14 protein-coding genes are annotated in these 13,905 nt (G+C 58.7%); 6 read left to right on the forward strand and 8 right to left on the reverse strand.

The genetic code is table 11. The features are described 5' to 3' along the window. Nucleotides 1-16: 16 nt before the first annotated feature. From AB4N73_RS18520 to AB4N73_RS18540, 5 genes are all read left to right on the forward strand, one after another. Nucleotides 17-715, forward strand: a complete 699-nt coding sequence (locus AB4N73_RS18520) for a PspA/IM30 family protein (RefSeq protein WP_041477670.1) — start codon at nt 17-19, stop codon at nt 713-715. A 210-nt stretch (nt 716-925) separates the two neighbouring features. Beyond that, on the forward strand, nt 926-1,576 hold the full coding sequence (locus AB4N73_RS18525) for a DUF2491 family protein (protein WP_252886877.1): 651 nt from the start codon (nt 926-928) through the stop codon (nt 1,574-1,576). A gap of 15 nt (nt 1,577-1,591) precedes the next feature. Beyond that, the gene (locus AB4N73_RS18530; protein WP_016772952.1) at nt 1,592-2,017 is read left to right on the forward strand and encodes a DUF350 domain-containing protein; all 426 of its coding nucleotides are present in this window, start codon (nt 1,592-1,594) and stop codon (nt 2,015-2,017) included. Between the two features lie 18 nt (nt 2,018-2,035). Continuing rightward, a complete protein-coding gene (locus tag AB4N73_RS18535; protein ID WP_056790788.1) occupies nt 2,036-2,734 on the forward strand; it encodes a DUF1190 domain-containing protein in 699 nt (232 codons plus the stop codon). 1 nt (nt 2,735) lies between these two features. Next, the gene (locus AB4N73_RS18540; protein ID WP_236169660.1) at nt 2,736-3,893 is read left to right on the forward strand and encodes a glutathionylspermidine synthase family protein; all 1,158 of its coding nucleotides are present in this window, start codon (nt 2,736-2,738) and stop codon (nt 3,891-3,893) included. A gap of 198 nt (nt 3,894-4,091) precedes the next feature. Here AB4N73_RS18540 and AB4N73_RS18545 read toward each other — a convergent pair whose 3' ends face one another. Both AB4N73_RS18545 and AB4N73_RS18550 read right to left on the reverse strand, forming a co-directional pair. Further along, the gene (locus AB4N73_RS18545) at nt 4,092-4,613 is read right to left on the reverse strand and encodes a single-stranded DNA-binding protein (protein WP_041477666.1); all 522 of its coding nucleotides are present in this window, start codon (nt 4,611-4,613) and stop codon (nt 4,092-4,094) included. A gap of 9 nt (nt 4,614-4,622) precedes the next feature. Continuing rightward, nucleotides 4,623-6,020, reverse strand: a complete 1,398-nt coding sequence (locus AB4N73_RS18550; RefSeq protein WP_041477665.1) for an MFS transporter — start codon at nt 6,018-6,020, stop codon at nt 4,623-4,625. 191 nt (nt 6,021-6,211) lie between these two features. Here AB4N73_RS18550 and uvrA point away from each other — a divergent pair, with 191 nt between their 5' ends. Further along, nucleotides 6,212-9,046: an excinuclease ABC subunit UvrA gene (gene uvrA / locus AB4N73_RS18555; protein ID WP_039761937.1), complete on the forward strand. Its 2,835-nt coding sequence runs from the start codon at nt 6,212-6,214 to the stop codon at nt 9,044-9,046. A gap of 65 nt (nt 9,047-9,111) precedes the next feature. Here the strand turns inward: uvrA and bfr are convergent, their stop codons facing one another. The 6 genes from bfr to rpsK all read right to left on the reverse strand — a co-directional run bounded on the left by bfr (nt 9,112) and on the right by rpsK (nt 13,904). Beyond that, entirely contained in the window at nt 9,112-9,579 is a 468-nt protein-coding gene (gene bfr, locus AB4N73_RS18560) for a bacterioferritin (RefSeq protein ID WP_016772947.1), read from the reverse strand. Between the two features lie 149 nt (nt 9,580-9,728). Then, nucleotides 9,729-11,183 carry a catalase gene (locus tag AB4N73_RS18565; RefSeq protein WP_095181967.1) on the reverse strand — a complete coding sequence of 485 codons (1,455 nt, stop codon included), beginning with the start codon at nt 11,181-11,183 and terminating at the stop codon, nt 9,729-9,731. Between the two features lie 239 nt (nt 11,184-11,422). Further along, nucleotides 11,423-11,809 (reverse strand): 50S ribosomal protein L17, encoded by a 387-nt coding sequence (gene rplQ, locus AB4N73_RS18570; RefSeq protein ID WP_003176402.1) that lies wholly within the window; start codon nt 11,807-11,809, stop codon nt 11,423-11,425. A gap of 42 nt (nt 11,810-11,851) precedes the next feature. Next, complete coding sequence (locus AB4N73_RS18575; RefSeq protein WP_016772946.1) at nt 11,852-12,853, reverse strand: DNA-directed RNA polymerase subunit alpha; 1,002 nt, start codon at nt 12,851-12,853, stop codon at nt 11,852-11,854. A 22-nt stretch (nt 12,854-12,875) separates the two neighbouring features. Beyond that, nucleotides 12,876-13,496 (reverse strand): 30S ribosomal protein S4, encoded by a 621-nt coding sequence (gene rpsD, locus AB4N73_RS18580; protein WP_003176404.1) that lies wholly within the window; start codon nt 13,494-13,496, stop codon nt 12,876-12,878. Nucleotides 13,497-13,514: 18 nt separating this feature from the next. Then, nucleotides 13,515-13,904 (reverse strand): 30S ribosomal protein S11, encoded by a 390-nt coding sequence (gene rpsK, locus AB4N73_RS18585; protein WP_002555466.1) that lies wholly within the window; start codon nt 13,902-13,904, stop codon nt 13,515-13,517. Nucleotide 13,905 lies beyond the last annotated feature (1 nt).

The raw sequence follows: 13,905 nt of genomic DNA on the forward strand, positions 1-13,905 counted from the left end.
CAACAGGGAATATCCAATGACTCAGTCCATCTGGAGCAAGTTGTTCACCGCACTGCGCGGCGGCGCCAATGAAGTTGGCGAAGCCATCGCCGACCAGCAGGCCCTGCGCATCCTCGATCAGGAAATCCGCGACGCGGACACCGCGCTGTCCAATGCCCGCCGCGAACTGGTAACGATCATGGCCAAGCACAAACTGGCCGCCGACCGCGTCAGCGAATACGACGCCAAGATCAAGGACCTCGAAGCCAAGGCTGTGGCCGCGTTGAATGCCGGCCGCGAAGACCTGGCGCTGGAAGTGGCCGAAGCGATTTCGACCCTGACCAACGACCTCGCTGCCGAGAAGAAACTCAGCGATGAATTCGGCGCCTACGCCGACAACATGCGCAAAGACATCAGCAAAGCCGAATCGCGGATCAAGAGCCTGCGCCAGCAAGTGGACATGGCCAAGGCCCGCGATAGCGTGCAGAAAGCCCAGGTCAGCGCCTCGATTGCCAGCGGCGGCGCCAACGGCAAACTGGAAACCGCGGTCGGCACCCTGAACCGCCTGCAAGCCAAGCAGCAGCAACGCGCTGCCGAGCTGAGCGCAGCGGACGAACTGGCCGACGCCTCTACCGGCAACGACCTGGAACGCAAACTGCGCGACGCCGGCATCACGCCGAACGAAGGCAGCGCCAATGCGATCCTTGAGCGCCTGAAGCAGAAGTCCGCGCAGTAATGACTGATCGGTAACCTGTGGGAGCGAGCCTGCTCGCGAAAGCGTCGTGACAGTCAAAGAATCGAGTGACTGACACAACCCATTCGCGAGCAGGCTCGCTCCCACATGGTTTTGCGGCGTAATTGCCTCTGCTCGTTCACCGCTTCGCCCGGTACACTACCGCCACTTTTTCACCCCCGAACACCTCCACCCGCTTCAAGGAACGTACCCATGGGATGGTTTAAAGACTTGCTCGGCACCAGCAATTGGCAGACCGCTGCGCCAACGACCACCGGCGCCAGCGGCCCACTGGGCATGGCTCAAGGCAAAGGCGTGCGCTTCGACACGACCCTGGCGTTGCTGCTGGAAGGCTCGACTTCGGTGCGGGTGCCATTCGATCAAGCGGTGTGGAGCGCCGGCTGGGTCGATCTCGGCCAGTCCAACAAACTGCACCGCTATTACATGAACGACGAGGATTTCTGGGTGCAGATCCACGTCACCGGCGATGATCAGGTCGAGTCGGTCACCCTGTTCAATTACCTCAGCTACGTGACGGTCAACAGTGACGCCGAACTGCAGCGTCTGGCCGGCCCCAACAGCCTGATCGGTCTGCCGACCTACAACCACGACGGTGTTGAATACGCCCGCGAATGGGGCACCGAACTGCAGCAGACTGAACTGGTGCCAATGACCGAACACGTGGTCAATCCGGACGAGTCCTACACCATCAAGCACCACGCCATGCTGTATGCCCGCGACACCGGTCTGACCGATCGCCGCGAACTGCTGCTGTTCTCAGTCGAACAGGACGAAGAAGGCACCGTCAGCCTGAGCACCTCGCTGGGCATCTCGCTGTACACGACTGATTTGAGCGCCATTTAAAAAAGGAAGTTTTTCATGCTGGAAGTCTTGGCCGTTTCTCTGAACAAAACCGCGCTGGTCGGTTTTGTCGTCTACCTGATCGGCGCCGTGTTGCTGTTCATGCTGTTTCAATTCGTCTACACGCGCATCACCGCGCACAAGGAATTCGAGCTGATCCGCGCCGGCAACACTGCCGCCGCCATTGCCCTGTCCGGGGCAATCATCGGTTTCGCGATTCCGGCGAGCAACGTGATCGCCTACTCGGTCAACGTGCTCGACTTCGTCCTCTGGGCGGTCATCGCCGCCGTCGTGCAATTGCTGGCGTTTGTCGCTACCGGGCTGGTGCTCAAGGGCACTTCCCAGCGCATCGCCAACGGCGAAGTGGCGGCCGGCATCTATGTGGCTGCCGTGGCGATCAGCGTCGGCATGCTCAATGCCGCGTGCATGACCCCGTCCCACTGACCGGCAGGAAGCCTCTCGATGAAACGCAGCAAATACGTGCAATTGTCCCTCGCCGCATCGGTGGCGATGGCGATTTCCGGTGAAGCAGCGGCGCTGGATCAGCCGCGCAACTTCCAGAGCGTTGAACAGTGTGTCGACGCCGAATTGGCCGCCGATCTCTGCTCCAGCGCCTACGTCGCCGCCCTGAACGAACACCGGCGCATCGCCCCGGCCTACAACGACAAGGCCAAGTGCGACGCAGACTTTGCCGCTGGCTGGTGTCAGAAAAATTCCGATGGCCGTTTCGTGCCGAAACTCGGCGGCTTCAAAGTGCCGGGCAATGCCGAGACGCCGCAGGATCTCGATGCCATCGCCAATTCGCAAATGCCGGCGGGAGACACCACGAGCAGCAGCGCCAGCCACGGCGGCTCGCACTATTCCGGTGGCTCAGGTGGCGGCGGCAATGGCTGGCTGACCGGATGGCTGATCGGCAACGCTATGAGCAACAACGCCGAACGCACCGTTTACCGTGATCGCGAAACGCGCCAGCCGTACAACACCTCAACGCAGTACCGCCGAGCTGACACAACCTCGCGCAGCCAGTCGGATTACGAGAGCAGCAAGAGCAAACCGGTGAACGTTGCGTCGTCGACTTCGCGCGGCGGTTTCGGCAGCCAGTCCAGCGCCCGCAGCGGTTGGGGTGGCTGGGGCAGCAGTTCCGGACGCTCGAGCAGCTGACATGAAAAAGATCCACTGCGCCGAGCGCCCCGACTGGAAACACACCGCCGAAAGCCTCGGTTTCCTGTTCCACACCATCGACGACGAACCGTACTGGGACGAAAGCGCCTACTACCAGTTCAGCCTCGCGCAGATCGAAAACGATCTGGAAGACCCGACCACCGAACTGCACGAGATGTGCATGGATCTGGTTGATCGCGTCGTCAACAGCGAGGAGTTGCTTGATCGCCTCAGCATCCCGGCGGCGTACTACGACATGATCCGCACCTCCTGGCGCGAGGGTCATCCGCATCTGTACGGTCGCATGGACTTTTCCTACAGCGGCAACGGGCCGGCGAAACTGTTGGAGCTCAACTACGACACGCCGACCAGCCTCTATGAAGCGGCGGCATTTCAGTGGGGCTGGCTGGAACAGTGCATCGAGCGTGGCACGCTGCCGCCACATGCTGACCAGTTCAACAGCATCGACACCAAGCTGCATCAGGCCTTCGCCGAGTTGCAGTTGAAGCGGCCGTTCTACTTTGCGTCGATGAAGGATTCGGTCGAGGACAAAGGCACCACCGATTACCTGCGGCTGATCGCGGAAAAGGTCGGCATCGAATCACGCCACATCGATATCGAAGACATTGGCCTGACGGCTGAAGGTCGTTTCGTCGATCTGCAGGATCGCTGGATCCCGCACCTGTTCAAGCTGCACGCCTGGGAATTCATCTTCCACGAGCCGTTCGGCGCAGCGATCGCCGAATGCGATACGCAGTTTTTCGAACCGGCGTGGAAGGCGATTCTGTCGAACAAGGGTGCGCTGCCGCTGCTGTGGGAATTGCACAAGGGACATCCGAATCTGCTCGCTGCGCACCTTGATCCGAATCCGCAGAGTGCGGTGCCGAAGGGCTGGGTGCGCAAGCCGTACTTTTCCCGCGAAGGTGCCAACATCGAACTGCAAACAGTGGAAGGTCTGATCGTCAAAGAGGACGGGCCTTACACCGATGCGCCATTCATCCTGCAGGAGTTCGCACCGCTGCCGAAGTTTGGCGATAGCTACACGCTGATTGGCTCGTGGGTGATTGGCGATGAGGCAGCGGGGATTGGTGTGCGTGAAGACAATAGTCTTATCACCAAGGATTCAAGTCGATTTTTGCCGCACCTGATCCTCGACTGAAACAATTCCTCATGTAGGAGCTGACGAGTGCAACGAGGCTGCGATCTTTTGATCTTCAGAAGCAACGTCAAAAGATCGCAGCCTCGTTGCACTCGTCAGCTCCTACGGGTGATAGGGGTCGCGCTGAAATTGCCTCACAAAAAAGGCCCGTCGTTTAAGCGACGGGCCTTTTTCATTCAAGACGGTTACAGCGGCAAATCAGAACGGAATATCGTCATCGAAGCTGTCGAAATCCGGAGCCGGTTGCGGTGCGGCCTGCTGCGGTGCTTGCGGAGCCGAACGCTGCTGTGGAGCCGACTGCTGCGGGCGCGGTGCCTGCTGACGTGGCGCCTGCTGCTGGTAGTTGTTGCCGCCGCCTTGCTGGTCGCCCTGTTGTGGACGGCCGCCGAGCAGTTGCATGGTGCCTTGCATGTCGACCACGATTTCAGTGGTGTAACGCTTGATGCCGTCCTTTTCCCACTCGCGGGTCTGCAGTTTGCCTTCGATGTAGACCTGCGAACCCTTGCGCAGGTATTCACCGGCGATCTCGGCAACCTTGCCGAACATCGACACACGGTGCCACTCGGTCTTCTCGACCTTCTGACCGGTCTGCTTGTCGGTCCATTGTTCGCTGGTGGCCAGACTCAGGTTGGTCACGGCATTACCGTTAGGCAGGTAGCGAACTTCGGGATCCTGGCCGCAAGTGCCGACCAATATGACTTTGTTAACCCCACGGGCCATAACGTTCTCCTAAGCGTCGCACGCAGCCCCGGCCGGGTTGTTGACCAGGCGTTCGAGGGTGGTGCGATCCACTAATTCTTTGTCCAGTTTGATGTAAACAGCCGCCTCTTCGGCGACTATCACTGCATCTGTTACCCCTACCAGGGCCTTGAGGCGCTCGACCAGACCCGCTTCGCGGATCGCTTCGGGCGACAACGGCAAGCGCAGGCTCGTCACGTAGGGAGGTTCGCGCATGGTAACAGCAAAGGCCAGCCAAAGTGCAGCCAGCGCGGCGCATCCGAGGAACACAACCGACAGACCGCCATGCTGGAACAACCAGCCGCCGAGTATCCCGCCGAGTGCCGAACCGAGGAACTGGCTGGTGGAGTACACGCCCATGGCCGTGCCCTTGCCGCCTGCCGGTGAAACCTTGCTGATCAGCGACGGCAACGATGCCTCGAGCAGATTGAACGCGGTGAAAAACACCACCGTACCGATCACCAGAGCACGCAGGCTGTCGCCGAACTGCCAGAAGAATAGTTCAGTCAGCATCAATGTCATGACGGCGCCGAGCAAAACTCGTTTCATTTTGCGTTTCTTCTCGCCGTAGATAATGAACGGGATCATGGCGAAGAACGAAATCAGCAGCGCGGTGAGGTAGACCCACCAGTGCTGTTCCTTGGGCAAACCGGCTTTTTCCACCAGTGCCAGCGGCAAGGCGACGAAGCTCGACATCAACATGGCATGTAACACAAAGATGCCCAGATCCAGGCGCAGCAGGTCCGGGTGCTTGAGCGTCGGCATCAGTGCCTGCCGGGCGACGCCGGACTCACGGTGCTGCAACGGCCCGGTGGATTGCGGCACCATGAACATGATGATCAGGATGCCGACCAGCGCCATGGCGCCAGTGGCGAGGAACAGCCCGGACAGCCCGAACGCACTGGTCAGTAACGGCCCGACCACCATGGCCACGGCGAACGACAGGCCGATGGTCATGCCGATCATCGCCATGGCTTTGGTCCGATGCTGCTCGCGGGTCAGGTCGGAAAGCAGCGCCATCACCGCTGCGGAAATCGCCCCGGCGCCCTGCAGGATTCGCCCGGCGATCACGCCCCAGATCGAATCGGCCTGGGAAGCCAGAACACTGCCGAGAGCGAAGACGATCAGGCCGAGGTAGATCACCGGCCGGCGACCGATGCGGTCGGAAATGATCCCGAACGGAATCTGGAAAATTGCCTGGGTCAGACCGTAAGCGCCAATCGCCAGCCCGATCAGGGCCGGGGTCGCTCCCGCCAGATCCATGCCATAGGTCGCCAGCACCGGCAACACCATGAACATGCCAAGCATACGGAAGGCGAACACCAGGGCCAGACCGCTCGCCGCGCGGGTCTCGCTGCCACTCATGCGTTCGCTGTGGGGATCGTGCATGGAAAAACCTCGTGTGAACCGGCGGCGATTCTACCAGTCCCATCGGAAGACGGGGTATATCGCGACGCTATGACGCGTATAGATGAAACTCTCTTCATGAACGGCAAAACGCCCTTCGTTTGATAGTGTGCATCCATCCAGTATTTGCCCGTATACTCCTACGTTTTCGACGCCCGCCAAGCGAGGCCACTTTGGACAAGATCCTGATACGTGGGGCCCGTACCCACAACCTGAAGAACATCGACCTGACCCTGCCACGGGACAAACTGATCGTCATCACCGGCCTGTCCGGATCCGGCAAGTCGTCCCTGGCGTTCGACACGCTGTATGCCGAAGGTCAGCGCCGCTATGTCGAATCGCTGTCGGCCTACGCCCGGCAGTTCCTGTCGATGATGGAAAAACCCGACGTCGACACCATCGAAGGCCTGTCGCCGGCGATATCCATCGAACAGAAGTCGACCTCGCACAACCCGCGTTCGACGGTTGGCACCATCACCGAAATCTACGACTACTTGCGCTTGCTCTATGCCCGCGTGGGTACGCCGCGTTGCCCGGATCACGACATTCCACTGGAAGCGCAGACCGTCAGCCAGATGGTCGATCTGGTGCTGGCGCAGCCGGAAGGCAGCAAACTGATGTTGCTGGCACCGGTGATCCGCGAACGCAAAGGCGAACACCTGTCGGTCTTCGAAGAATTGCGTGCGCAGGGTTTCGTCCGCGCCCGGGTCAACGGACGCATTTGCGAGCTCGACGAGCTGCCGAAGCTGGATAAACAGAAGAAGCATTCGATCGATGTGATCGTTGACCGCTTCAAGGTCCGCGCCGATCTGCAGCAACGTCTGGCCGAGTCTTTCGAGACTGCGCTGAAACTCGCCGACGGCATTGCCCTGGTCGCACCGATGGACGACGAGCCCGGCGAAGAAATGATCTTCTCCGCACGCTTCGCCTGCCCGATCTGCGGCCATGCGATCAGCGAGCTGGAACCCAAGCTGTTTTCCTTCAACAACCCGGCCGGCGCCTGCCCGACCTGTGATGGCCTGGGTGTGAAGCAGTTCTTCGACATCAAGCGTCTGGTCAATGGCGAGCTGACCCTGGCCGAGGGCGCGATCCGTGGCTGGGACCGGCGCAACGTCTATTACTTCCAGATGCTTGGCTCACTCGCCTCGCACTACAAATTCAGTCTGGACAAGCCCTTCAACGACCTGAGCGCCGAGCAGCAGAAGTTCATCCTGCACGGCAGCGGCTCGCAGAACGTCGACTTCAAATACCTGAACGACCGTGGCGACATCGTCAAACGCTCGCACCCTTTCGAGGGCATCGTGCCGAATCTTGAGCGTCGCTATCGCGAAACCGAATCGGCGAGCGTGCGTGAAGAGCTGGCCAAGTTCCTCAGCCATCAGGCCTGCCCGGATTGCCGTGGCACGCGTCTGCGCCGCGAAGCCCGGCACGTCTGGGTCGGCGAGAAAACCCTGCCGGCAGTGACCAATCTGCCGATCGGCGATGCCTGTGAATACTTCGGTGCGCTGAAGATGACCGGTCGCCGCGGCGAGATCGCCGACAAAATCCTCAAGGAAATCCGCGAGCGTCTGCAATTCCTGGTCAACGTCGGCCTCGACTATCTGTCGCTGGATCGCAGTGCCGACACATTGTCCGGTGGCGAGGCGCAACGGATTCGTCTGGCAAGCCAGATTGGCGCCGGCCTGGTCGGCGTTCTGTATATCCTCGATGAACCATCCATTGGCTTGCATCAGCGCGACAACGACCGGCTGCTCGGTACGCTCAAGCATTTGCGCGATATCGGCAACACGGTGATCGTGGTCGAGCATGATGAAGACGCGATTCGTCTGGCTGACTATGTCGTCGATATCGGCCCGGGCGCCGGTGTGCACGGCGGGCAGATCGTTGCCGAGGGCACGCCGGACGAAGTCATGGCACACCCTGATTCGCTGACCGGCAAATACCTGTCCGGCCGAGTGAAGATCGAAGTGCCGGCCAAACGCACCCCACGCAACAAGAAGCTCAACCTGTCGCTCAAGGGTGCGCGCGGCAACAATCTGCGCAATGTCGATCTGGACATCCCGATCGGCCTGCTGACTTGCGTGACAGGCGTATCCGGTTCGGGTAAATCGACACTGATCAACAACACGCTGTTCCCGCTAAGCGCCACGGCGCTCAATGGCGCGACCACGCTGGAAGCGGCTGCACATGACAGCATCAAAGGTCTGGAACATCTCGACAAAGTCGTCGACATCGACCAGAGCCCGATCGGTCGTACGCCGCGCTCCAACCCGGCGACCTATACCGGGCTGTTCACGCCGATCCGCGAACTGTTTGCCGGCGTGCCCGAGTCGCGCTCCCGGGGTTACGGCCCGGGGCGTTTCTCGTTCAACGTCAAGGGCGGTCGCTGCGAAGCGTGCCAGGGCGACGGCCTGATCAAGGTGGAAATGCACTTTCTGCCGGACATCTACGTGCCCTGCGATGTGTGCAAGAGCAAGCGCTACAACCGCGAAACCCTTGAAATCAAGTACAAGGGCAAGAGCATCCACGAGACCCTCGAAATGACCATCGAGGAAGCTCGGGAGTTCTTCGATGCAGTGCCGGCACTGGCGCGCAAGCTGCAAACGCTGATGGATGTCGGCCTGTCCTACATCAAGCTCGGGCAGTCGGCGACGACCCTGTCCGGCGGTGAAGCACAGCGGGTCAAGTTGTCGCGCGAGCTGTCCAAACGCGATACCGGCAAGACCCTGTACATCCTCGACGAGCCGACCACCGGCCTGCACTTCGCCGATATCCAGCAGTTACTCGATGTTCTGCATCGTCTGCGCGATCACGGCAACACCGTGGTGGTGATCGAGCACAACCTCGATGTGATCAAGACCGCTGACTGGCTGGTGGACCTCGGTCCTGAAGGCGGTTCCAAAGGCGGGCAGATCATTGCCACGGGTACGCCGGAGGAAGTTGCCGAGATGAAGCAATCTCACACCGGCCACTACCTCAAGCCTTTGCTGATCCGTGATCGGGCGTAACTGCCAGGCATGAAAAAGCCCCTGTCACCTTTGAGGTGCCAGGGGCTTTTTTGTAGCTGGTGCAATCAGGACGCGTGGGATTGCAGGTAGTTCTCGAGACCGATCAGCTTGATCAGGCCCAGCTGCTTTTCCAGCCAGTAGGTGTGATCTTCTTCGGTGTCATTGAGCTGAACCCGCAGAATTTCGCGACTGACGTAGTCCTTGTGTTGCTCGCAAAGTTCGATGCCTTTGCACAGCGCAGCGCGGACTTTGTACTCGAGGCGCAGATCAGCTTCGAGCATCGTAGGCACCGTGGTGCCGACGTCCAGATCATCCGGACGCATGCGCGGCGTGCCTTCGAGCATCAGAATCCGCCGCATCAATGCATCGGCGTGGCCGGCTTCTTCTTCCATCTCGTGGTTGATTCGCTCGTAGAGCTTGGTGAACCCCCAGTCCTCATACATCCGCGAATGAACGAAATATTGGTCACGCGCGGCCAGTTCGCCGGTCAGCAACGTATTGAGGTAATCGATTACATCTGGGTGGCCTTGCATCGCCCTACATCTCCCTTCCTGAAAGTCTGTAGTTTGAACCAACCTGACTGGAAGGTCACTCACCGCACGCAATAAAAGCGAAGATATTCTGAGAAAAGCAGGCCAAATAACGCAAAAACCGCCCAAATGAGGGCGGTTCTGCTTCTCGTTTAGACTTCGTTAAGCTGTAGGCTGAGCAGCTTTGCGATTGCTTCTCCATACGCTGGATCGGCTTTGTAGAAATGCTGCAACTGACGATCGACGACGTCGCTGGAAACGCCCGCCATTGCGCCGGCAATGTTGCTGACCAGCAGCGCTTTTTGCTCTTCGCTCATCAAGCGGAACAAGGCACCGGCATGGCTGTAGTAGTCGGTGTCTTCGCGGTGATCATAGCGATCAGCGGCACCGCTCAAGGCCAGCGCTGGCTCAGCGTAATGTGGCGCTTGTTTCGGCGACTCAACGTAGCTGTTCGGTTCATAGTTCGGCGCCGCGCCGCCATTGCTGCCGAACGCCATGGAGCCGTCACGCTGATAAGTATTCACCGGGCTGCGCGGAGCGTTCACCGGCAATTGCTGGTGGTTGGTGCCCACACGGTAGCGGTGCGCGTCAGCGTAGGCGAATACGCGACCCTGCAGCATACGGTCTGGCGACAGACCCACGCCTGGCACCATGTTGCTCGGGCCAAACGCAGCCTGCTCGACTTCAGCGAAGTAGTTAAGCGGGTTGCGGTTCAATTCCAGCTCACCAACTTCGATCAACGGAAACTCTTTCTGCGACCAGGTCTTGGTCACATCAAACGGATTCTCATAATGAGCCGCCGCCTGGGCTTCGGTCATAATCTGAATGCACACGCGCCATTTCGGGAATTCACCACGCTCGATGGCCTCGAACAGGTCACGCTGCGCATAGTCCGGGTCGGTACCGGCCAAACGGGCGGCCTCGGCTGGTGCCAGGTTCTTGATGCCTTGCTGAGTCTTGTAGTGCCACTTCACCCAGTGACGCTCGCCTTTGGCGTTGATCAGGCTGTAAGTGTGACTGCCGAAGCCGTGCATATGGCGATAGCCGTCAGGGATGCCACGATCAGAAAACAGGATGGTGACCTGATGCAACGCTTCAGGCGAATGCGACCAGAAATCCCACATCATCTGCGCGCTTTTCAAGTTGCTTTGCGGCAGACGCTTTTGCGTGTGGATAAAGTCCGGAAACTTCAGCGGATCACGGATGAAGAACACTGGCGTGTTGTTGCCAACGATGTCCCAGTTGCCTTCCTCGGTGTAGAACTTCAAGGCGAAGCCGCGCGGATCGCGCTCAGTGTCGGCCGAACCACGCTCGCCACCTACGGTAGAAAAGCGCAGAAAGGTTGGCGTTTGTTTGCCTACCGATTCAAACAGCTTGGCACTGGTGTATTCCGTGATGTCACGGGTGACGGTGAACGTACCATAAGCGCCCGAACCTTTAGCGTGGACACGGCGCTCGGGAATGTTTTCACGGTTGAAGTGCGCGAGTTTTTCGATGAGATGGAAATCGTCGAGAAGCAGCGGACCGCGTGGGCCGGCGGACCGGGAATTCTGGTTATCAGCGACTGGCGCGCCACTGGCGGTTGTAAGCGTCTTGGTCTGGCTCATGCGGTCTTCTTCCTCTGTCAGTCTTGAACTGCCGGCTAATGGGCTTGGCGGGAAGTATTGATCATCGACGTTACAGCTACAAATTCATTAACCTGCAAGCATCGATAGATAATTACTAATTATGTTTTCCCGGCACATAGTGGCAGTTCAACCACGTCAGAAACTTGTACGGACGGCGCATTTCTTACAGACACAAAAAACCGGGCACTAGGCCCGGTTCTTCGTTTCAGACTGACGTCTTACTCGGCGGATACAGCTTCGCCGGCAGTAGCACGATCAACCAACTCGACGTACGCCATAGGCGCGTTGTCGCCAGCGCGGAAACCGCACTTGAGGATGCGCAGGTAGCCACCCTCACGGGTAGCGTAACGCTTGCCCAGGTCGTTGAAGAGCTTACCAACGATAGCTTTCGAACGAGTACGGTCGAAAGCCAGACGGCGGTTAGCCAGGCTGTCTGTCTTGGCCAGAGTGATCAGCGGCTCGGCAACGCGGCGCAGTTCTTTGGCTTTTGGCAGAGTAGTTTTGATCAGCTCGTGCTCGAACAGCGACACCGCCATGTTTTGGAACATGGCCTTGCGGTGCGAGCTGGTGCGGCTCAGGTGACGACCACTTTTACGATGACGCATGGTTCATTCCTTACCAAACACTACGTTCGGTGATTACGACGATCAGGCAGTCGCCTTGTCGTCCTTCTTAAGACTTGCAGGCGGCCAGTTGTCGAGGCGCATGCCGAGGGACAGACCGCGGGAGGCCAGAACGTCCTTGATTTCAGTCAAGGATTTCTTGCCCAGGTTCGGAGTCTTCAACAGCTCTACTTCGGTACGCTGAATCAGGTCGCCGATGTAGTAGATGTTTTCCGCCTTAAGGCAGTTAGCCGAACGTACAGTCAGTTCCAGATCGTCAACCGGGCGAAGCAGGATCGGATCGATCTCGTCTTCCTGCTCGACAACCAGCGGCTCACTTTCACCTTTGAGGTCGACGAACGCAGCCAGCTGCTGTTGCAGGATGGTTGCAGCGCGACGGATAGCCTCTTCAGGATCCAGGGTACCGTTGGTTTCCAGATCAATAACCAGCTTGTCCAGGTTGGTACGCTGTTCGACACGGGCGTTTTCCACCACGTAAGCGATACGGCGAACCGGGCTGAACGAAGAGTCGAGCTGCAAGCGACCGATGCTGCGGCTTTCGTCTTCATCGCTCTGACGCGAGTCGGCTGGTTCATAACCACGACCACGAGCTACGGTGAGCTTCATGTTCAGGGCGCCGTTAGACGCCAGGTTAGCGATTACGTGATCGGGATTAACGATCTCGACATCATGATCCAGCTGAATATCGGCAGCGGTAACCACCCCCGAACCCTTCTTCGACAAGGTCAGCGTAACTTCGTCACGACCGTGCAGCTTGATGGCCAGACCTTTAAGGTTCAACAGGATTTCAATTACGTCTTCCTGTACACCTTCGATGGCGCTGTACTCGTGGAGCACACCGTCAATCTCGGCCTCGACTACTGCGCAGCCGGGCATTGAGGACAACAGGATGCGGCGCAGCGCGTTGCCCAGGGTGTGGCCAAAACCACGCTCGAGAGGCTCGAGAGTGATCTTGGCGCGGGTTGGACTGACAACCTGCACATCAATGTGGCGGGGTGTCAGGAACTCATTTACCGAAATCTGCATGGATGCACCTATTTTCTAGCCCTTACTTGGAGTAGAGCTCGACAATCAGGCTTTCGTTGATGTCGGCGGACAGATCACTGCGAGCAGGAACGTTCTTGAAAACGCCCGACTTCTTCTCAGTGTCTACTTCTACCCATTCTACGCGGCCACGTTGGGCACACAGATCGAGAGCTTGGACAATGCGAAGCTGGTTTTTTGCTTTCTCGCGAACTGCAACCACGTCACCAGCACGAACCTGATACGACGGAACGTTTACGGTCTGACCGTTAACGCTGATCGACTTGTGCGATACCAGTTGACGGGATTCGGCACGAGTCGAACCAAAGCCCATACGGTATACAACGTTGTCCAGACGGCATTCGAGCAGTTGCAGCAGGTTTTCACCGGTTGCACCTTTCTTGCCAGCAGCTTCTTTGTAGTAGCCGCTGAACTGACGCTCGAGAACGCCGTAGATACGACGGACCTTCTGCTTTTCACGCAGTTGGGTGCCGTAGTCGGACTGGCGACCGCGGCGCTGGCCGTGGATACCAGGTGCTGCTTCAATGTTGCACTTCGATTCGATCGCGCGCACGCCGCTCTTCAGGAAGAGATCGGTGCCTTCGCGACGAGCGAGTTTGCATTTTGGACCAATGTAACGAGCCATTCTTTACAATCTCCTGGATTACACGCGGCGCTTCTTCGGCGGACGGCACCCGTTGTGCGGGATTGGCGTCACGTCGGTGATGCTGGCGATCTTGTAGCCACAGCCGTTCAAAGCGCGGACTGCGGATTCACGACCTGGACCTGGACCCTTGACGTTGACGTCGAGGTTTTTCAGGCCGTATTCCAGCGCAGCTTGACCAGCACGTTCAGCAGCTACTTGAGCAGCGAACGGGGTGGACTTGCGGGAACCGCGGAAACCCGAACCACCGGAGGTAGCCCAGGAAAGAGCGTTACCTTGACGGTCGGTAATGGTCACGATGGTGTTGTTAAAAGATGCATGGATGTGGGCGATGCCATCAACCACTGTCTTTTTAACTTTTTTACGAGGACGAGCAGCAGGTTTTGCCATG

The organism is Pseudomonas sp. S3_B08 (assembly GCF_054667725.1).